We start from the raw sequence: 18,272 nt of genomic DNA on the forward strand, positions 1-18,272 counted from the left end.
ATCTACGGCATGCCGGTCCTCAACGTCGACCAGGCCAAGAGCGTGATCGTGCTCAAGCGGTCGATGAACTCCGGCTTCGCCGGCATCGACAACCCCCTGTTCTACGCCGACCACACCTCCATGCTGTTCGGCGACGCCAAGAAGTCCGTCGGCGCGGTCACCGAGGAACTCAAGGCGCTGTAGCGGTTTCGTGAAGTACCCCGTTCTTGACCTCCAGGTCCGGAACGGGGTACTTTTGCATTCATGGGCCGACCACGGAACTTCGACGAAGACGCCGTGGTGGAACGTGCAATGGAGACGTTCTGGACCCATGGCTATGCGAACACCTCTCCCGCCCAGCTCGCGGAAGCCTGCGGAGTCGGAAAAGGCAGTCTGTACAACACCTTCGGAAGCAAGCGGGAGTTGTTCGACCAGTGCATGGCGCTCTACGACCGGACCGGGGTGGAACTGGCCCGGGAGGTCTTGTCACAGCCGGGGACGACCCGCGAACGACTGCGCGCCTGGATGCGGTGGACCGTCGACAACGATCTGGCCCAGCCGGTCCGCCGGGGGTGCCTGGTGGTGAATACCGCCATGGAGCTCGGCGGGCATGATGCCGAGGCGACCAAGGCGGTGACGGCCGCGCACACACACCTGGTCGAGGCGTTCACCGAGCGCATCGAGCAGGGGCAGCGCGACGGCGATGTCCCAACGCAACTCGACGCCCTGGCCTACAGCGAGTTCTTGATGAATACCATTGGCGGCCTTCGCATCATGGCCAAGATCGCGGACGCGGAGACGCTGTACCGCATTATCGACACCGCACTGACCACCCTCTGACCGACTCACGGGCCGCATCCGGCGGCCCTTTCCTTTACCCCAGTTTTTGACCTATAGTTCAAGAAAGGTACGAATCATGGATCTCGGACTGAACGGCAAGACCGCCCTCGTCACCGGCGCCAGCCGGGGCATCGGACTGGCCGTCGCCGAAGCGCTGGCCGATGAGGGCGTGCGCGTCGTGGGCGTGGCCCGCAACGTCACCCCGGAGCTCGAAAAGGTCGCGGCAGCAGCGGTTTCCACCGATCTGAGCACCACCGAGGGCGCGCTGGCCGCGGTCGAGGCGGCGCTGTCCGAGCTCGGCGGCATCGACATCCTGGTCAACAATGTGGGCGGCGGCGACGCCGACCAGCTGACCCTGGGCGGGTTCCTGGACGCCCCGGAAGAGCAGTGGCGAAAGCTGTTCGACCTCAACCTGTTCGGCGTCGTGACCACCACCCGCGCGGCATTGCCGAGCATCATCGAGCGGCGCGGCGCGATCGTGACCGTATCCTCGATCAACGCCCGGATTCCGGCGGCCGGCCCGGCGGGCTACAGCGAGGCCAAGGCCGCGCTCACCAACTTCGGCAAGCGGCTCAGCGAGGAGTTCGGCCCGCAGGGCGTCCGCGTCAACACGGTGTCGCCCGGGCCGGTCGGCACCGACATCTGGCGCGGCCCCGACCACCTCGGCGCGAAGCTGGCCGCGGCCAACGGCATGGACCACGAGCAGTTCCTGAACGCCATTCCGGCGCAGTTCAATATCGCCTCCGGCCGCATCGCCGAAGCGAAGGAGGTGGCGGCGCTGGTGACCTTCCTGGCCTCCGAGCAGGCCGCCATCATCACCGGCGCGGACTATGTGATCGACGGCGGCATCATCAAGACGGTCTGACACACCGGTACGACAACGGCCCGCGTTCCCGAAAAGAACGCGGGCCGTTGATATTCGATCGACTACAGGTAGAGGCCGGTGCCGTGCTCGGGGTGGGAGTTGGCGATGGCGTGCAGATCGCGTTCGCGCAGCACGTAATACGCCTGCGCCTGGATCTCCACCTCGAACTGATCGTCGGCGCTGAACAGCACCTGGTCGCCGACGCTCACCGCGCGGACATGGGAACCCACACCACAGACCTCGCCCCACGACAGGCGCTTGGCCACCTGCGCGGTGGCCGGGATGAGAATGCCGCCACTGCTGCGCCGCTCGCCCGCCTCGGGGTTGAGCTTGACCATGACGCGGTCGTGCAGCATTTGGATCTCTAGCTTGGCATCGGACACCGCGGCAGTGTACTGCGCGAGTACGAGCGGTTACGCCCCGGCGCCCGCGTTCGGCCCGGCGACCGACGCCGCGGTCTCGGGCGCGACGATGCGGCGGATGGCGTCCTTGATCCACGCGCGCTGCTCCTCCGGATCGGCGTCCACGCCGATGGTGAAGGCGTTGACCTGCGGGACGGCCAGCGGATAGTTGATCATCGACATGAGCAGCATCAGCACCTGACCGGACGGCATGTCCGCGCGCATCAGGCCCTTGCCCTGCGCCACCTCGACCTTCTCGCGCTTCTCCAGGTAACGGCCGCAGCGCAATTCGCCTGCCGAGGCATGCTCCCGGCCCAGTTCCAGGGCCTCCCACTGCAGCAGGCGCAGCAATTCGGGATGCTCGCGGTGGTAGTCGATGTGCTGGTCGATCCAGGTGTCGAGGTCCTCGATATCAGTGGTCACCGAGCCGGCCACGGCCAGCATGGTCTTCTCCAGCACCTGATGGAAGAGCTTCTCCTTGTCGCCGAAGTAGGCGTAGATGAGCTGCTTGTTGGCCTTGGCATTGCGCGCGATGCGGTCCACCCGCGCCCCGGCGATCCCGTACTGCGCGAATTCCGCGGTCGCGGCCTCGAAGATGCGCGCCTTCGTGGCCTCGGGATCCCTGGTGCCTGCCATGCCCTCGATGGTAACCAACCAACCGGTTGACAAGCCGGGGATCCCCGTGGAATATCTCTAACCAACCGGTTAGTTACAAGACTCGAGTTTCCGGCGCAACGGCGCGCCCGCCACCCCCATTCCCCCTTCACGCTCGGGAGAACGACGTGACCACCCTCGAAAACCGGCCTGCCGCAACGGCTCCCGTCGCGACCGGCACCCTCGAGTTCGCCGCCCGCTGGCGCGCGCTACCCGTCATCCTCAGTGCCATGTTCATGGCGATGTTCGACTGGTTCGTCGTCAATGTCGCCGCCTCCTCGCTGGAACACGACCTGCACGCCGGTGAATCGGCACTGGAACTCATCGTCGGCGGCTACGGCTTCGCCTACGCCTCGGGCCTGATCACCGGCGGCCGGCTCGGCGACCTGCACGGACACCGGCGGCTGTTCGTGATCGGCATGCTCGCCTTCACCTTCGCCTCACTGCTGTGCGGGCTCGCGCCCAATGCCTGGGCGCTGGTCGCCTTCCGCATTCTGCAGGGCGGCACCGCGGCGCTGATGGTGCCGCAGATGCTCGCACTCATCAACACGCTCTTCCCGCCGCACGAACGGCCCAGGGCCATGGCCGCTTTCGGCGCCACCATCGGCATCGGCGCGGTATCGGGTCAGGTGCTGGGCGGGGTGCTGCTCGACGCCGACCTGTTCGGGTGGGGCTGGCGCACCATCTTCTACATCAATGTGCCCATCGGGCTGATCGCCGCCGCCCTGGCCGCGCGCTGGCTGCCCCGGCACGAGCCGACCCACCGGCCGAAACTGGACCCGATCGGCGCGCTGGGCATCTCGGCCGCGCTGGCACTGCTGCTGGTCCCGATCACACTGGGGCGTCCCGAGGGCTGGCCGGTGTGGACCTGGGTCAGCATGCTCGCCTCGATCCCGGTGCTGCTGCTCACCCTGCGCTACGAGAACCGGTTGGCCACGCGCGGCGGCGAACCCGTCCTCGACACCGGCATGGTGCGTGAACGCGGGTTCAGCCTCGGACTGGTGATCGCGGGCGGATACCTGACCTTCTTCGCCGGATTCATGCTGTGCCTGACGCTCATGCTGCAGAACGGGCTCGGGCTCGCGCCGCTCACCGCTGGACTGGCCTTCGCGCCGCTGGGACTGTGCTTCGCGGGCAGCTCGTTCTTCCTCGCGCCGCGGGTCGCCGCCCGGATCGGTAATCGGGTCATGGTGGCGGGGACGCTCACCAGCCTCACCGGGCTGGCGCTGACCCTGGCCGTGCTGGCCACCATGGGCCAGAACGTGACCGTGCTCGCGCTCATCCCCGGCATGATGATCGTCGGCACCGGCAATGGGCTGACCATTCCGTCGGTGGTCGGGGCCGTGCTGTCGTCGGGGATTCCGGCGCGGCAGGCCGGGATGGCGGCCGGCGTGCTCACCACTTCGCAGCAGTTCGGAAACGCCATCGGCGCAACGGTTCTCGGGGTGATCTTCTTCAGCGCCCTGGGCGCGCACCACGGGACCGGCGGCTACGTGACCGCCATGGAGATGGCCGCGCTCGGCGGGGCCGCGGTGCTGGGCGTCGTGCTCACCGCCGCACTCGCCCTGCCGAAGGCCGCCGCCGCACACTGAGAACTCCCGATTGTCGTACGGGCTTCCGGACAAATCAGCCGGAAGCCCGTACGTTCCTGAGTGTGGACATCGATCTCGACACACTGCGCGGTCTGCTCCCGACGGGCATGGTGGTGACCGATCCGGACGTGCTGGCCGGATATCGGCAGGATCGGGCGCTGGATCCGGAGGCCGGGACCGCGCTCGCGCTGGTGCGGGCGCTCACCACCGAGCAGGTCGCGGCCACCGTGCGGTGGGCGGCCGAGCATCGGGTGCCGATCGTGCCGCGCGGAGCCGGGACCGGGCTGTCCGGCGGGGCCACCGCACAGCCCGGGGCGCTGATGCTGAGCACCGAGAAGATGCGGGAGATCAGCGTCGACACCGTGACGCGGACCGCGGTGGTGCAGCCGGGACTGCTGAACGCCGAGGTCAAGCGGGCCGTGGCCGAACACGGGCTGTGGTATCCGCCGGACCCGTCCTCCTTCGAGATCTGCTCCATCGGCGGGAACGCGGCCACCAATGCCGGCGGGCTGTGCTGCGTGAAGTACGGCGTCACAACCGATTACGTGCTCGGCATGGAGGTCGTCCTGGCCGACGGGACCGTGGTGCGGCTGGGCGGGCCGCGGCTCAAGGACTCGGCGGGGCTCTCGCTGACCAAACTGTTCGTGGGCAGCGAGGGGACGCTGGGGATCATCACCGAGCTGACCCTGCGGCTGCTGCCCGCGCAGCCACCGCAGTCCACCGTGGTCGCCACCTTCCCCACGCTCACCGCGGCGACCGACGCGATCCTGGCCATCACCGGCCAATTGCGGCCCTCCATGCTGGAATTCATGGATTCGGTGGCCATCAATGCCGTCGAGGACGAGCTGCGCATGGGACTCGACCGGAACGCGGCGGGGCTGCTGGTGGCGCGGTCCGACGCCCCGGGCGAACACGCCGGGCACGAGGCGGACATCATGCTGGCCGCCTGCGAAAAAGCCGGGGCCACCGAGGCTTTCCGCACCGACGATCCGGACGAGGGCGAAGCCTTCTGCGCGGCACGGCGATTCGCCATCCCGGCCGTGGAACGCAAAGGGCCGCTACTGCTCGAGGACGTGGGCGTGCCGCTGCCGCGGCTCGGCGACCTGGTCACCGGCATCGCCGAGATCGCCGCGCACCGGCGGGTGCTCATCTCCGTCATCGCACACGCGGGCGACGGCAACACCCATCCCCTGATCGTCCACGACCCCGCCGACCCGGAGGAGTCCGAGCGCGCGCACCTCGCGTTCGGCGAGATCATGGAGCTGGCCATCGGCCTGGGCGGCACCATCACCGGTGAGCACGGCGTCGGCCGGCTCAAGAAGGCCTGGTTACCGGATCAGCTCGGCCCCGATGTGATGGCGCTCACTCGCCGGATCAAGGACGCGCTGGATCCGCACGGGATACTCAATCCGGGCGCGGTCCTCTGACCGGCCCGCCGGAACAATCCGCATCGCAAGGGAGTTCACACCGGTCATGAGCACCAAGCTGGAGCACAATGCCGACGCGACCCGCTACGAGATCTACCTGGACGGCACTCTCGCGGGCTACGCCGACTACGCGGAGCGGGTGGACGGCGACACCAGGGTCCGCGACATCCAGCACACCCTCACCTTTCCCGAGTTCCGGGGCCGCGGCGTGGCCGCGCAGGTGGTGGAGTTCGCGCTGAACGACGCGCGCACGGACGGCTTCTCGATCATTCCCACCTGCTGGTACGTCGAGAAGTACATCGGGGAGCACCCCGAATACGCCGACCTGGTGGCCTAATTCGCGCGGTGGTGCCGACGCTGCCAGACCCGGAAATGCCGGTCGGCGCTGCCCACCATCGCCTCCCCCACCTTCGCGTCGTCGAACCCCGGTAGTGACTGCAGCTTGGCCAGGAACGCGGTGTCGGCGGCCGAGTAGGGCACCACGCACCCCTTACCGGTCGCCCCGATCAACACGAAGAACACGTCCCCCGCGAACGGGCCGTCGGCCGCCGTAATGATCCGCACCTCTGCCAGTTCCGTCCACGCGACCTCTTCCACCCGTCCGTCGGCCAGTGTGCGCCGGACGAAGGTGTCGTTGATTTCGACTCCGGCCATGGCTCCATAGTGCCCCCGGCATCCCCACCCGAACAGCCCTCAAACCCGCGCTTTACCCGAGGAAGCCGCGAAGAGAAGTTCCGGCGAACCCTCTTGCCGCACATGGGCGGCGAGCCGAGTGCCAGAGCAATCCTTCAGCTACTGAACAGATTTCGCCGCGTCCGCGGCCCGCGCGTCACGCGGCGGTCGAATCCCGCTGATTCACAGGAGATTCCCGGCTAAGTGAAGAACTAACGTTTCAATACTCGGTTAGGGTCCGGAAGTCCCCTGGACACAGGGGTTTTCGACAACAACTGGGGAGAAACAGACCCGATGAAGAAGTCGGTCCTTGCTCGTTCGAGCGCCGGTATCGCCGGAGCCGCTGCCGTGGCCGGGCTCACCCTCGCGATGGCCCCCGCGGCCTCCGCGCAGCTCGCCATCACGACCTCCACGGCCTACTGCGCCGGCACCACCTACACCATCACCTTCCCCGCGGCCGACGCCGCGGCCATGGCCTCCCAGTACGGCGACAACAACTTCGTCCTGGAAGCCACCAACACCACCAGCAACGTCACCTGGTGGTCCGCCGCCGTGGCCTCCACCTCGGGCCAGGACGTGACCTTCCAGTGGACGCCGTCGCAATCGGTGCCCGCGTCCGCCACCGCGACGGGCTCCTGGAACCTGTTCGTCACCGAGGCCCATGTCGCGGCCACCGCCGAGGGCCCGCTGGCGGTCACCGTCGTGCAGACCGCACCCTCCGGGACCAGCTGCACCCCGTCCACCGGAACCGGCAGCTCCAACTCCATCCCGCTGATCGGCGGCCTGCTCAGCAGCCTGTCCGCGCAGTAGTTCGCAGACGTCCGGCCCGGTACTCCCTCACCCGGGCCGAACGCAACGGAGGCGGCCCCGAGCCCGGCTCGGAGCCGCCTCCCGCGTATCCGCCGGATCGAAAAGCGATCAGCGCAGGATCTGACGCGACATGACGACGCGCTGGATCTGGTTGGTGCCCTCGTAGATCTGGGTGATCTTGGCGTCGCGCATCATGCGCTCCACCGGGAAGTCGGTGGTGTAGCCGGCGCCGCCGAAAAGCTGGACGGCGTTGGTGGTGACCTCCATGGCCACATCCGAGGCGAAGCACTTGGCGGCCGCGGAGATGAAGCCGAGGTTCTTCTCGCCACGCTCGGCGCGGGCGGCCGAGGTGTAGACCATGAGGCGGGCGGCCTCGATCTTCATGGCCATGTCGGCCAGCATGAACTGGGTGTTCTGGAAGTCGGCGATGGCCTTGCCGAACTGCTTGCGGTCCTTGGTGTAGGCGATCGCGGCGTCCAGGGCGCCCTGGGCGATACCGACGGCCTGCGCGCCGATGGTCGGGCGGGTGTGGTCCAGGGTCTGCAGGGCGGTCTTGAAACCGGTGCCGGGCTCGCCGACGATGCGGTCGCCGGGGACCTTGCAGTTCTCGAAGTACAGCTCGGCGGTCGGGGAACCCTTGATGCCCAGCTTGTGCTCCAGCGGGCCGACCACGAAGCCCTCGTCGTCCTTGTGGACCATGAACGAGGAGATGCCGTTGGCGCCCTTGTCGGCGTCGGTGACGGCCATGACGGTGTACCAGTCGGACCGGCCGCCGTTGGTGATCCAGCACTTGGAGCCGTTGATGATCCAGCCGTCGCCGTCGGCCTTGGCGCGGGTGCGCATGGAGGCGGCGTCGGAGCCGGCCTCACGCTCGGACAGGGCGTACGAGGCCATCTTGCCCGCGACGATGTCGGACAGCACCTTGTGCTTGAGCTCCTCGGAGCCGTTCAGGATCAGGCCCATGGTGCCCAGCTTGTTGACGGCCGGGATGAGCGAGGAGGAACCGCAGACGCGGGCGACCTCTTCGATCACGATGCAGGTGGCGACCGAGTCCGCACCCTGGCCGCCGTAGGCCTCCGGCACGTGCACGGCATTGAAGCCGGCCGCGTTGAGGGCGGTCAGCGCCTCCTCGGGGAAGCGGGCGTTGCCGTCCACGTCCTTCGCGTAGGGGGCGATCTCCTTCTCGGACAGGCCGCGGATGGCCTCGCGCAGCTCGTGGTGGAAGTCCTCGAGCTGGAACAAGTTGAAATCGGGGTTGCCCGCCATGGGGTTCGTCTCCTGGTCTTCGGGGGATCGCCGCTGGTTGCCCAGCATCGCCAACTTGTGCGGCACTCAGTGCCAGTCGAAATCGAGTATACGCCGCGAAATCGCAGTTACGTGCAGGTACCTGCGAACTAATCTGTGGCACGCAGTGTCATTTGCGCCACTGTGGGCGTCTCACAACGTATCGAGGCGACGGGCCAGCAGGTCCGCGACCTGCCGTGGCGAGAGATCACGGGGAAACACCGCCACCACCATCTCGTCCGAGGCCGGCGCGGGCCCGCGTCCCCCGCGCGGAATCGCCGCCAGCGCCGCCCGCAGATCCGCCGGGCTCGCCGCCGACTCACCCCGGACCATCCGCCGCAGCAGATAGTTGTGGGTAGCCGTCACCGCGGCCGTGAACTGCACCAACTCCAGATCCGCGGTCCCCTGCAATCGCCCGCGCAGATAGTCGGTGAACAACCGCTCGTACCGGAAGACCGTCACGATCTCCCGCTCGCGCAGCGTCGGCACCTGCCGCACCACCCGGTAGCGCCGGGCCGCGATCTCCCGCCACTGCGTGAACCGCTCGAACACCTCGACCACGGCCTCGCACACGGCATCCCACGGATCCCCCTGCGCCGCCTCCGACGGTGTGCTCTCCAAGAATGCCCGCGCCTGCGCCAGCTGCGACTCGTGATCGGCGAAGACCACGTCCTCCTTGGACCGGAACTGCCGGAAGAAGGTCCGCCGCGAAATCCCCGCCGCCTCCGCGATCTCGTCGACCGTCGTTGCCTCGTAACCCTTTTCGGCGAACAGCCGTAGCGCCTGATCCACCACGGTGAGACGGCGCTGGGTCGGATCCGCGTCGGCGCGCGGCCGTGCGGGCTGGTCGGTAGGCATCCGCCAACCGTAGCGACCCCGCCGCCCGCCCCGGCACCGCCTCGCGATGGCACGCCGTTCCACCGATCCGGCGCCACGGTCACCGACGACGAGCACGCAGTGCGAAGAGGTCCCGGCGCATGTGCACATCACGCCGAAACAGTTCGAGGCGGCGCTTGCCGCACCGCCTCGTCCCGTCGCCGAATCGCGGCGCTAGCCCAGGAGTTTGGTGCGCAGCGCCTCGTCCTTCTCGAGGACCATGTTTTCCAGGCCGGCCTGGAAAAGCTCCATGCGGGAACGCAATTCGGGGTCGGCGGTGGCGAGGATGCGGACCGCGAGCAGGCCGGCGTTGCGGGCGCCGCCGATGGAGACGGTGGCGACCGGGACGCCGGCGGGCATCTGGACGATCGACAGCAGGGAGTCCATGCCGTCCAGGTACTTCAGTGGCACCGGCACGCCGATGACCGGCAGCGGGGTGGCGGAGGCGACCATGCCGGGCAGGTGGGCCGCGCCGCCCGCGCCCGCGATGATCACCTTGACGCCGCGCTCGGCCGCGTTCTTGGCGTAGTCGAGCATGCGCTGCGGGGTGCGGTGCGCGGAGACCACGCCGACCTCGAAGCGAATGCCGAACTCGGCCAGGGCTTCCGCGGCCGCCTCCATGGTGGGCCAGTCGGAGTCCGACCCCATGATGAGGCCAACCTGTGCGGTGTCAGTCATGGTGCGGATCCCATCCGTCGGTCCAGATCGCGTGCGACATCCAGTGCGCCGCCCGCTCGGCTTTCTCCCGGGTCTCGGCCACGTCGTCGCCGAGGATGTTGATGTGGCCGATCTTGCGGTCGGGGCGTTCGCTCTTGCCGTAGAGGTGCACCTTGGCCTCGGGGATGCGGGCCGAAAGATGGTGCAGCCGTTCGTCCATGGACATCTCGGGGGCCTGCGGCGCGCCCAGGATATTGGCCATGACGGTGACCGGGGCCAGCGGCCTGGTGCTGCCCAGCGGGTAGTCCAGGACCGCACGCAGGTGCTGCTCGAACTGACCGGTGCAGGCGCCGTCCATGCCCCAGTGGCCGGAGTTGTGCGGCCGCATGGCCAGCTCGTTGACCAGCAGCTCGCCGGCGTGGGTCTCGAACAGCTCCACGGCCATGGCGCCGGTCACGCCGAGCGCGGCGGCCAGGCGCAGGGCGAGCGCCTCGGCCTCGGTGGCCCTGGCCTCGGTCAGGTCCTGCGCGGGCGCGATGACCACCGCGCACTGGCCGTTGCGCTGCACGGTCTCCACCACCGGCCAGGCGGCGGCCTGCCCGAACGGGGAGCGCGCCACCATGGCCGACAACTCCCGCTTCAGGTCCACCTTGGCCTCGGCCATCAGCGAGACCCCGTGGGCCAGCTGGTCTTCGATGATCGGGGCGGCCTCGGCGGCGTCGGCGGGCATCCACACGCCGCGGCCGTCGTAGCCGCCGCGCACCGCCTTGAGCACGAACGGCCAGCCGTGCTCGTCGGCGAAGGTCACGGCGTCGGCGACCGAGGTCACCTCGGTGTAGGCCGGGATCGGCACGCCCAGCTCGGCCAGCTTGCGCCGCATCCGGAGCTTGTCCTGGGCGTAGATCAGCGCCTGCGGCGGCGGCTGCACGTTCACACCCTCGGCGATGAGCGCCTCCAGGTGCGCGGTCGGCACGTGCTCGTGGTCGAAGGTCAGCGCGTAGGAGCCGACGGCGGCCTTGCGCAGCGCGGCCAGATCGTCGTGGCTGCCGAGGACCACGTCCGGCGTCACCTGGGCGGCCGGGTCGTCGGGGCGCTCGGCGAGCACGCGCAGCCGCTGGCCCAGCGCGATGGCCGCCTGATGGGTCATGCGCGCGAGCTGGCCACCGCCGATCATGGTGACGGTGGGCATCGCGGAGGAATCGAAGGAACGGGCGCTCACGCTGCACCATGTTGTCATGACACCCACCGGCTACCGACCCTCGGGTCGCATGACAGGTATCTGCCCCCATTTGTACCGGCCGGACAGCGTGTGGACCAGAGACGTAGACTCGCTCCGTGTCATTTGTCGACAAAGTGGTCAACCGCCTGCCCACCCCCCTGCGGGCCCTCGCGGACCGCCATTACGAACTACTCAAGTTCGCGATAGTCGGTGCGACCACGTTCGTCATCGACCTGGGCATTTTCTACGTCCTCAAATGGACGATCATGGACACCAAGCCGACCGTGGCCCGCATCATGTCGGGCACGATCGCGGTCATCGTGTCCTACATCCTCAACCGGGAATGGACCTTCGACAAGCGCGGTGGGCGCGAGAAGCACCACGAAGCGCTGCTGTTCTTCCTGGTCAGCGGAATCGGCGTCGGACTCGCCGCGCTGCCGCTGTGGGTGTCGAGCTACGTGTTCGACCTCCGGCAGCCCAATGTGAGTTTCACCGTCGAGAACATCGCCGACTTCTTCAGCGCCTTCATCATCGGCAACCTGCTGCAAATGGCATTCCGATTCTGGGCCATGAAGCGGTGGGTGTTCCCCGACGAAATGCAGGAACTGCAAACCGAATTCGAGGACCTCGTCAACGAGGCCGAAGATCTCGTCACCGAGAACGAGGAACAGCTGGGTCACAGCTGAGAGTGACGGTCAGGCGGACGCCGCCCGCCGGACTTTCCCCGATGGTCGCGGTACCGCCGTGTAGGCGGGATTGCTGTGCGACCAGGGCCAGACCCAGGCCGCTGCCCGGCGTCGTGCTCGCCCGGTAGAACCGTTCGAAGACGCGCTCCCGATCCGGTGCCGGGATCCCGCGACCGTCGTCGTCGACGGTGAGGACGACGTGATCGTCGTCGCGCCGCGCCGCGATCTCGATGCGCCGCGCCCCGCCGTGCCGGACGGCATTGGTCACCGCATTGTCGACGATCGAACGCAGCCCCGCGGCCAGCCCGCGCAGCACGATGGGCTCTACCGCCTCGGTGTCGATGAGCACGCCGGGATTCGAGCGCCGGGCGTCGTCCACCACTTGATCGATGAGCTGTCCGAGCTCCAGATCCTCCCGATCGGATTCGGTGGCCAGATCGCCCGCCGCCAGCCGTTCCAGGGCCTGCAGGGTGGCCTCGACCGAACTCTGCGCACTCAGGATCTCGTCGAGGATCTCCGCGCGCTCGGCATCCGACAGCGGCATGGACCGCAGCACCTGCAGGTCGGTGCGCATGGCCGTCAGGGGCGTGCGCAGCTCGTGCGCGGCGGTGGCGGCGAAATCGCGTGCCGTGACCAGTGCTTCGCCGGTGTGCCGGCGCTCGGTCGCGATGCGCCCCAGCATGGTGTTCATGGCCTCGGCCAATTCCGTCGTCTCGCTGGCCACCGGATGACGCGGGGTCTGCAGGGCCAGCCCCTCGCCCAGCCCGGCCGTCGCCGCGGTCAGCCGCCGCAGCGGGACCACCGCCCGATGCGCGGAATACCAGCCCAGCACCGCCGCCAGCAGCACCGCGGCCAGTCCGATGAGCACGATCCGGATCCGCTGCTGCGCAGCCGAATCCGAGGCCACATCGGTCGACACGGTCACCGCCACCGGGTGGCCGTCGAGCGCCACCGTGCGCGAGTACTCCGCCTCCGGACTGCCCGGCTCGCCGCGCACGACGAGCACCCCGGGTTCCGTGGCGGCGGGTAGGCCCGGCTCGGGAGCAGCCGTGCCGCCGGGCAAGGGGAGACTCGGCAGCACGGGTTCCGGCAGCGACCGGCCGGGTTGCAGCTGGGCGGGGGCGAGCACGATCGCGCTGACCACCCGGCCGACCTGATTCGCCGCGTCGTTCGGCGCGAACGCGAACAGCACCACCGACATGGCGGCGACCACCACCGCGGCCGTCGCGGCGCTCGCCAGCGCGACCCGGGCGCGCAGCGACACCGGCCGTCGCGGCAGCCTGGTCACGGCTCGGTCCGCAGCACGAAGCCGACGCCGCGCACGGTGTGCACGAGTCGCGGGGATCCGGCGGCCTCGATCTTGCGGCGGAGGTAGGAGACGAACACATCGACCACCTTGGTCTGGGTTTCGAAGTCGTAACCCCAGACCCGGTCGAGGAGCTGGGCGCGGGAGAAGACCTGCCCCGGCGCCGCGGCCAGCGCGGCGAGCAGATCGAATTCGCGTTTGGTGAGGTCGAGGGGCGTGCCGTCGACCCATGCGCGCCGCGCGCCGGGTGCGATGGTCAGCGGGCCGACGGTGATGTGATCGTCGGTGACGTGGGCCGGGGCGGGCGCGCGCCGCAGCATGGCGCGCAGCCGGGCCACCAGTTCGCCCAGGTCGAAGGGCTTGGTGAGGTAGTCGTCGGCCCCGGCCTCCAGGGCGTCGATGCGATCGGTGACCTCGGCGCGGGCGCTGAGCACGCAGATCGGGATGTCGTTGCCCAGCGAGCGCAGTGCCGTGACGACCTGCACGCCATCCAGATTCGGCATGTTCAGGTCGAGCAGCATGGCCTGCGGGGCATACGCGGCGATCTGGCGGAGCGCGGCGGCCCCGTCTGCCGCGGTTTCGACGTCGAAACCCGACATCCGGAGCCCCCGCGCCACCGAGGACAGCACCCTGACATCGTCGTCCACAATCAGAATCCGGGGACCCGTCACACGATCAGACGATACTGACGTGAGCTGAGAGCGGAGCCTCAGCGACCCGGGTTCACCACGATGGTCTGCGACGGTTTGCCCGGCAGGACCGCCACGCCCGGATCGCCCGGCGGCACGGTCACCACGCCGGGCGCCGGCAGGCCCGGCTGCAACGGGAGGGCCGGCACGGCGCCGGGGCCGGGCGGCACACCCGGCTCGGCCTGGCGCACAGTCACATTGCCGTCGCGATCCTTGATGATCAGCACGCCCGGACCGGTGGGGGCGGCCGGGGCGGCGGGCTCGGCACTGCCCGTATCCGCCAGTCCCGCAATCGAATCCGGCGTCGCGGCCTGCGCCACCGCGGGCAGTACCAGCGCCCCGAGGGCCGCGGTCCCGAGGACCGCGGCGCTCGTGGTGCGGCGGACGGTGAAGATCGGCATGGCGTCTCCTGTTCTCTCACCGGCGATGGTGCGCCGGCTCCGGTTGACGAATCCGAAGGTAGGAAGCGGATTCTCAGGACCGGCTAACGAACGGTTAGAGAACGGATAGAAGATCAGCGCGGCTCGGTGCCGACCGCGATCGGCCGCGACGCCACCCCCGAGGAGCCGAGGAACACGGCGAACAGGGCGGGGCGGCGACGCTGGAGTTCCAGTCGCCCGCCGTCGGCTTCGATCAGCGCGCGGGCCAGGGCCAGCCCGACGCCGGTGGAGCCCGCCGCCGAGAAGCCGCGATCGAAGATGTGCGGCGCCAGCTCATCTCGCACGCCGTCGCCCTCGTCGGCGACCTCGACGACCACCAGCGGCTCGTGATCGTCCATGCGGCCCGTCACCGTGCGCACCGACACCGTGCAGGTGCCGCCGCCGTGCATGAGCGCATTGTCGACCAACACCGCGAGCGCCTCGCGCAGGCGTGAACCCGTCACGGGCGCTTTGAGAGTCGGGTCGCCGAGCAGCACCAGCTTGCGCCCGGCCTCGGCGAAGGGATGCCGCCATTCCGCGACGACACTGCGCAATTCGGCCACCACCGGCAGCGGATCGCGCTCGGCCGCGCCCTCGTCGCGGGAGGCGCGCACCAGTTCGTCGATGGCGTCGGTGAGCCGATCCACCTGCGCCATGGCCTCTTCCGCCTCGTGCACCACCGCCGGGTCGGCGTGCGCGGAGAGCTCGTCCAGGCGCAGGCGCACGGCGGTGAGCCGGCTGCGCAGCTGATGCGAGACATCGGCGACCAGGGCGTGCTCGCGCTGCAGCCGGCCCGCGATTTCCACTGTGGCCGAATCCAGGACGTCGGACACCCGGTCCAGTTCGGTGATGCCGTGGCGGCGCGGATCGGCGCGGAAGTCGCCCATGGCCAGCCGCGCCGCGCGGGCCGCCACGTCCCGCAGTGGGTCGGCCACCCGGCGCGCGGTCACCACCGCCACCGCGATGCCCGCGCCCAGCGAGATGAGCACCAGGCCCAGCACCGCGCCGAGCGCCTGCCGCTGCATGGAATGCATTGGGGCCGAAGGCACTTCCAGCCGCAGCGAGCCGTCGGTGCCCATCGACCAGGACTCCGAGAGCGGATCGCGCACCGTGTTCGCGCCGATGTCGACCTTCTTGTTGGGCTCGGTCGGCGTCGGATAGATGATGGTCAGCTTGCCGTTGGCGGGAATCAGCAGCCGCACCGCCTTGGTGTCCAGCTCGCCGTACAGCACGCCGTCGCGCTCCTGTCGCGTCACCTCCTCGGAGATGCCGTCGAGCCGGTTGCGCAGTTCGTTGCGGTTGATGTCCTCGACCCACTTCCAGGCCGTGAACGCCAGCGGCACACCGAGAACCAGAGTGGTGAGGGTCAAGGCGGCCACCATGGACAGCAGGATCCTGCGTCTCATCGTCGAGATGCCTCGCTTCGCCGGGTTTTCGGGGTTCGGACGCGCGCGGAACAGCACAACAGTAAGGATTTCGAACTGAGCGGCTAGTCGGTATTGAACCGGAAGCCTACGCCGCGGACGGTCACGATACGCCGCTCGGCCACCGGCCCCTCGTCGCCGATCTTGCGGCGCAGCCACGACATGTGCATGTCCAGGGTCTTGGAGCCGCGCAGATCGGCGTCACCCCACACCTCGCGCAGGATCATCTCGCGCGAGACCACCTGCCCGGCCCGGTCGATGAGCACCTTCAGCAGCTCGTACTCCTTGTTCGCCAGGTTCACCTCGATGCCGTTCACCAGCACCCGCCGCGCGGCCGGCTCCAGCCGGATGCCGCCCACCTCCACGGTCTCGTCCCCGATTCCGCTGCGGCGCAACAACGCCCGCACCCGGGCCAGCAGCTCGGCCAGCCGGAACGGCTTGCCCACATAGTCGTCCGCGCCGGCGTCCAGGCCGACCACGAAGTCCACCTCGTCGGTGCGCGCGGTGAGCATGAGCACGGCCAGCTCGGCGCCGCGCGCCCGCACCTGACGGCACACCTCGAGCCCGTCCATACCGGGCAGGCCGAGGTCCAGGATCAGCAGGTCGTGACCACCCTCCAGGGCCCGTTCGAGCACGGCGGGACCGTAGCTCTCCACGGTCACCGAATAGCCTTCACGGCCCAGCGCCCGCGACAGCGGGGCGGCGATGGCCTCGTCGTCTTCGGCCAGCAGTACTGCGGTCACGGCACCAGACTACGGGTACGCCCCGGCGGATCCGTAGAAGCCGCCACCGTTCGGATTGTTCTGCACCACATCGAAGACCTGGTGATAGAGCAGCGCGTGCACCTGCTGCACATGCGGAATGTCGTCGTACTCCAGCGGATCCTCCGACGACGAACCGATGATCAGCGTGCCGGTACCCAGCATGCGATCGAACAACCCATGGCGGAACTGCACATTCGAGATCCGGTTCATCGGAATGTCGATGCCGGTGTGGGTGAGCACGCCCTGCCGGATCAGCACCCGCCGATCGGTCACGATGAAATGCGTCGACTTCCACCGGATCAGCGGAGCGAGGCTGCGCCACACCACGATCCCCAGCCACAGCACCAGAATGGCGAGCAGCAAACCGGTCTGGAGGGTGCCGCCGGTATTGCGCGCCGTCACCCCCGCGGCGAATCCGGCCAACGCGGTGATCAGGATGAAAGTCACAGCAGGCCAGAACAACATCTTCCAGTGCGGATGGCGGTGCAGCAGCAGCACCTCTTCGGGCGCCAATGCCTCCTCCGGATAACCCATACCGAAACCCTATCGCGGCCGGATGCCGGAAGGCCGCACGGCGACCTGCGGGCCGGGGAGCAATCGTCCGGTTGCCGGTACCATCAGCAGGCACGAGTTGCCTCTTCCTAGCTGTACCGCGCAAGACCTTCAGGGTTTTCCCGAGCAGGACCATCCGGCTTCGCCGGTGATCGTCGACAGCAGGCTCTACCCGGTTGTGACACAGGAGGCGAGTGTGACCCGAGAGTTGACGCAGTTCCAGATACTTCGCGAGCTCGAACCGGTCGCCGAGGCGAATCTGAATCGGCATCTGTCGATGGCCAAGGAATGGCACCCGCACGATTACGTGCCGTGGGAGCAGGGCCGCAATTTCGCCGCCATGGGTGGCGAGGACTGGGATCCCGCGCAGTCGCGGCTGACCGAGGTCGCCAAGATCGCGATGATCACCAATCTGCTCACCGAGGACAATCTGCCCTCGTACCACCGCGAGATCGCCGAGAACTTCTCCCAGGACGGCGCCTGGGGCACCTGGGTGGGCCGTTGGACCGCCGAGGAGAACCGGCACGGCATCGTCATGCGGGACTACCTGGTGGTCACCCGTGGCGTGGATCCGGTGGCGCTGGAACAGGCGCGCTTGATCCACATGACCAATGGCGTGCGGTCGCCCGGTGATTGGGGCGGCTTCCTGCAGAATGTCGCGTACGTGACCTTCCAGGAGCTGGCCACCCGGGTGAGTCACCGCAATACCGGCCGGGTCTGCAACGACCCCGTCGCGGACCGCATGCTGCAGCGCATCGCCGCCGACGAGAACCTGCACATGATCTTCTACCGCACCCTGTGCGCGGCCGGCCTGGACCTGGCGCCCGACCAGGCGGTCGCGGCCATCACCAAGGTGCTCACCCATTTCGTGATGCCCGGCCACGGTATGCCGAACTTCCGCCGCAACGGGGTCATGATGGCCAAGCACGGCATCTACGACCTGCGCCAGCACCTGGAGGAAGTGGTCGGTCCGGTGCTGAACAATTGGAATATCTTCGAGCGCAACGACTTCGGGCCGCGCGGCGAGAAAGCGCGCGAGGAGCTGGCCGCCTATCTGGACAAACTGGGCCAGGACGTCGTCAAGTTCGAGGAACAGCGCGACCGCATGCTCGCCCGGGAAGCCGCCCGCGGCGAATTGCAAAAGGTCTGACACCGG

The 18,272-nt window shown here is 68.6% G+C and carries 22 protein-coding genes; 9 read left to right on the forward strand and 13 right to left on the reverse strand.

The window, feature by feature from the left end; translation table 11 throughout:
• The 3 genes from ACWEQQ_RS02430 to ACWEQQ_RS02440 form a co-directional block, all read left to right on the forward strand.
• The coding region (locus ACWEQQ_RS02430; protein ID WP_379394958.1) for an NAD(P)(+) transhydrogenase (Re/Si-specific) subunit beta at positions 1–183 on the forward strand (183 nt) is incomplete at its 5' end.
• Positions 184–243: 60 nt separating this feature from the next.
• A complete protein-coding gene (locus tag ACWEQQ_RS02435) occupies positions 244–819 on the forward strand; it encodes a TetR/AcrR family transcriptional regulator (RefSeq protein ID WP_452346877.1) in 576 nt (191 codons plus the stop codon).
• Positions 820–895: 76 nt separating this feature from the next.
• On the forward strand, positions 896–1,684 hold the full coding sequence (locus tag ACWEQQ_RS02440) for an oxidoreductase (protein ID WP_452346878.1): 789 nt from the start codon (positions 896–898) through the stop codon (positions 1,682–1,684).
• 62 nt (positions 1,685–1,746) lie between these two features.
• On the opposite strand, the gene ACWEQQ_RS02445 is transcribed toward ACWEQQ_RS02440, so the two are convergent.
• Together ACWEQQ_RS02445 and ACWEQQ_RS02450 are read right to left on the reverse strand one after the other, a co-directional pair.
• The gene (locus ACWEQQ_RS02445) at positions 1,747–2,067 is read right to left on the reverse strand and encodes a GroES family chaperonin (protein WP_356997302.1); all 321 of its coding nucleotides are present in this window, start codon (positions 2,065–2,067) and stop codon (positions 1,747–1,749) included.
• A 30-nt stretch (positions 2,068–2,097) separates the two neighbouring features.
• On the reverse strand, positions 2,098–2,721 hold the full coding sequence (locus tag ACWEQQ_RS02450) for a TetR family transcriptional regulator (protein ID WP_452346879.1): 624 nt from the start codon (positions 2,719–2,721) through the stop codon (positions 2,098–2,100).
• A gap of 146 nt (positions 2,722–2,867) precedes the next feature.
• On the opposite strand from ACWEQQ_RS02450, the gene ACWEQQ_RS02455 reads away from it, so the two are divergent.
• From ACWEQQ_RS02455 to ACWEQQ_RS02465, 3 genes are all read left to right on the forward strand, one after another.
• Positions 2,868–4,331 (forward strand): MFS transporter, encoded by a 1,464-nt coding sequence (locus tag ACWEQQ_RS02455; protein ID WP_452346880.1) that lies wholly within the window; start codon positions 2,868–2,870, stop codon positions 4,329–4,331.
• 107 nt (positions 4,332–4,438) lie between these two features.
• Positions 4,439–5,758 (forward strand): FAD-binding oxidoreductase, encoded by a 1,320-nt coding sequence (locus tag ACWEQQ_RS02460; RefSeq protein ID WP_452347079.1) that lies wholly within the window; start codon positions 4,439–4,441, stop codon positions 5,756–5,758.
• A gap of 46 nt (positions 5,759–5,804) precedes the next feature.
• Positions 5,805–6,095: a GNAT family N-acetyltransferase gene (locus ACWEQQ_RS02465; protein WP_354830093.1), complete on the forward strand. Its 291-nt coding sequence runs from the start codon at positions 5,805–5,807 to the stop codon at positions 6,093–6,095.
• Here the strand turns inward: ACWEQQ_RS02465 and ACWEQQ_RS02470 are convergent.
• Positions 6,092–6,412 (reverse strand): hypothetical protein, encoded by a 321-nt coding sequence (locus tag ACWEQQ_RS02470; protein ID WP_354830095.1) that lies wholly within the window; start codon positions 6,410–6,412, stop codon positions 6,092–6,094. The genes ACWEQQ_RS02465 and ACWEQQ_RS02470 overlap by 4 nt on opposite strands.
• A gap of 312 nt (positions 6,413–6,724) precedes the next feature.
• Here ACWEQQ_RS02470 and ACWEQQ_RS02475 point away from each other — a divergent pair, with 312 nt between their 5' ends.
• Positions 6,725–7,240, forward strand: a complete 516-nt coding sequence (locus ACWEQQ_RS02475) for a hypothetical protein (RefSeq protein WP_379382003.1) — start codon at positions 6,725–6,727, stop codon at positions 7,238–7,240.
• 108 nt (positions 7,241–7,348) lie between these two features.
• On the opposite strand, the gene ACWEQQ_RS02480 is transcribed toward ACWEQQ_RS02475, so the two are convergent.
• The 4 genes from ACWEQQ_RS02480 to ACWEQQ_RS02495 all read right to left on the reverse strand — a co-directional run bounded on the left by ACWEQQ_RS02480 (position 7,349) and on the right by ACWEQQ_RS02495 (position 11,294).
• Positions 7,349–8,506: an acyl-CoA dehydrogenase gene (locus tag ACWEQQ_RS02480; RefSeq protein WP_354831566.1), complete on the reverse strand. Its 1,158-nt coding sequence runs from the start codon at positions 8,504–8,506 to the stop codon at positions 7,349–7,351.
• A gap of 171 nt (positions 8,507–8,677) precedes the next feature.
• Positions 8,678–9,382, reverse strand: a complete 705-nt coding sequence (locus ACWEQQ_RS02485; protein WP_452346881.1) for a TetR family transcriptional regulator — start codon at positions 9,380–9,382, stop codon at positions 8,678–8,680.
• Between the two features lie 192 nt (positions 9,383–9,574).
• On the reverse strand, positions 9,575–10,078 hold the full coding sequence (purE, locus tag ACWEQQ_RS02490) for a 5-(carboxyamino)imidazole ribonucleotide mutase (protein WP_452346882.1): 504 nt from the start codon (positions 10,076–10,078) through the stop codon (positions 9,575–9,577).
• Positions 10,071–11,294 (reverse strand): 5-(carboxyamino)imidazole ribonucleotide synthase, encoded by a 1,224-nt coding sequence (locus ACWEQQ_RS02495; RefSeq protein ID WP_452346883.1) that lies wholly within the window; start codon positions 11,292–11,294, stop codon positions 10,071–10,073. The genes purE and ACWEQQ_RS02495 overlap by 8 nt, the downstream gene beginning before the upstream one ends.
• 98 nt (positions 11,295–11,392) lie before the next feature.
• On the opposite strand from ACWEQQ_RS02495, the gene ACWEQQ_RS02500 reads away from it, so the two are divergent.
• Positions 11,393–11,962, forward strand: a complete 570-nt coding sequence (locus tag ACWEQQ_RS02500; RefSeq protein ID WP_364623406.1) for a GtrA family protein — start codon at positions 11,393–11,395, stop codon at positions 11,960–11,962.
• On the opposite strand, the gene ACWEQQ_RS02505 is transcribed toward ACWEQQ_RS02500, so the two are convergent.
• The 6 genes from ACWEQQ_RS02505 to ACWEQQ_RS02530 all read right to left on the reverse strand — a co-directional run bounded on the left by ACWEQQ_RS02505 (position 11,928) and on the right by ACWEQQ_RS02530 (position 17,098).
• Positions 11,928–13,250 (reverse strand): ATP-binding protein, encoded by a 1,323-nt coding sequence (locus tag ACWEQQ_RS02505; protein ID WP_452346884.1) that lies wholly within the window; start codon positions 13,248–13,250, stop codon positions 11,928–11,930. The two genes, ACWEQQ_RS02500 and ACWEQQ_RS02505, sit on opposite strands and share 35 nt — an antisense overlap.
• Positions 13,247–13,939 carry a response regulator transcription factor gene (locus ACWEQQ_RS02510; RefSeq protein WP_364623412.1) on the reverse strand — a complete coding sequence of 231 codons (693 nt, stop codon included), beginning with the start codon at positions 13,937–13,939 and terminating at the stop codon, positions 13,247–13,249. Before ACWEQQ_RS02510 ends, ACWEQQ_RS02505 begins: the two co-directional genes overlap by 4 nt.
• A gap of 38 nt (positions 13,940–13,977) precedes the next feature.
• Positions 13,978–14,358 (reverse strand): hypothetical protein, encoded by a 381-nt coding sequence (locus ACWEQQ_RS02515; RefSeq protein WP_452346885.1) that lies wholly within the window; start codon positions 14,356–14,358, stop codon positions 13,978–13,980.
• 113 nt (positions 14,359–14,471) lie between these two features.
• Positions 14,472–15,782 (reverse strand): sensor histidine kinase, encoded by a 1,311-nt coding sequence (locus ACWEQQ_RS02520; protein ID WP_452338516.1) that lies wholly within the window; start codon positions 15,780–15,782, stop codon positions 14,472–14,474.
• An 83-nt stretch (positions 15,783–15,865) separates the two neighbouring features.
• Complete coding sequence (locus ACWEQQ_RS02525; RefSeq protein ID WP_452346886.1) at positions 15,866–16,543, reverse strand: response regulator transcription factor; 678 nt, start codon at positions 16,541–16,543, stop codon at positions 15,866–15,868.
• 9 nt (positions 16,544–16,552) lie between these two features.
• Positions 16,553–17,098: a PH domain-containing protein gene (locus ACWEQQ_RS02530; RefSeq protein WP_452346887.1), complete on the reverse strand. Its 546-nt coding sequence runs from the start codon at positions 17,096–17,098 to the stop codon at positions 16,553–16,555.
• Positions 17,099–17,312: 214 nt separating this feature from the next.
• Between ACWEQQ_RS02530 and ACWEQQ_RS02535 the strand changes: the two genes are divergently transcribed.
• The gene (locus tag ACWEQQ_RS02535) at positions 17,313–18,266 is read left to right on the forward strand and encodes an acyl-ACP desaturase (protein WP_452346888.1); all 954 of its coding nucleotides are present in this window, start codon (positions 17,313–17,315) and stop codon (positions 18,264–18,266) included.
• Positions 18,267–18,272: the final 6 nt, after the last annotated feature.

This window comes from Nocardia sp. NPDC004123, from assembly GCF_053603795.1.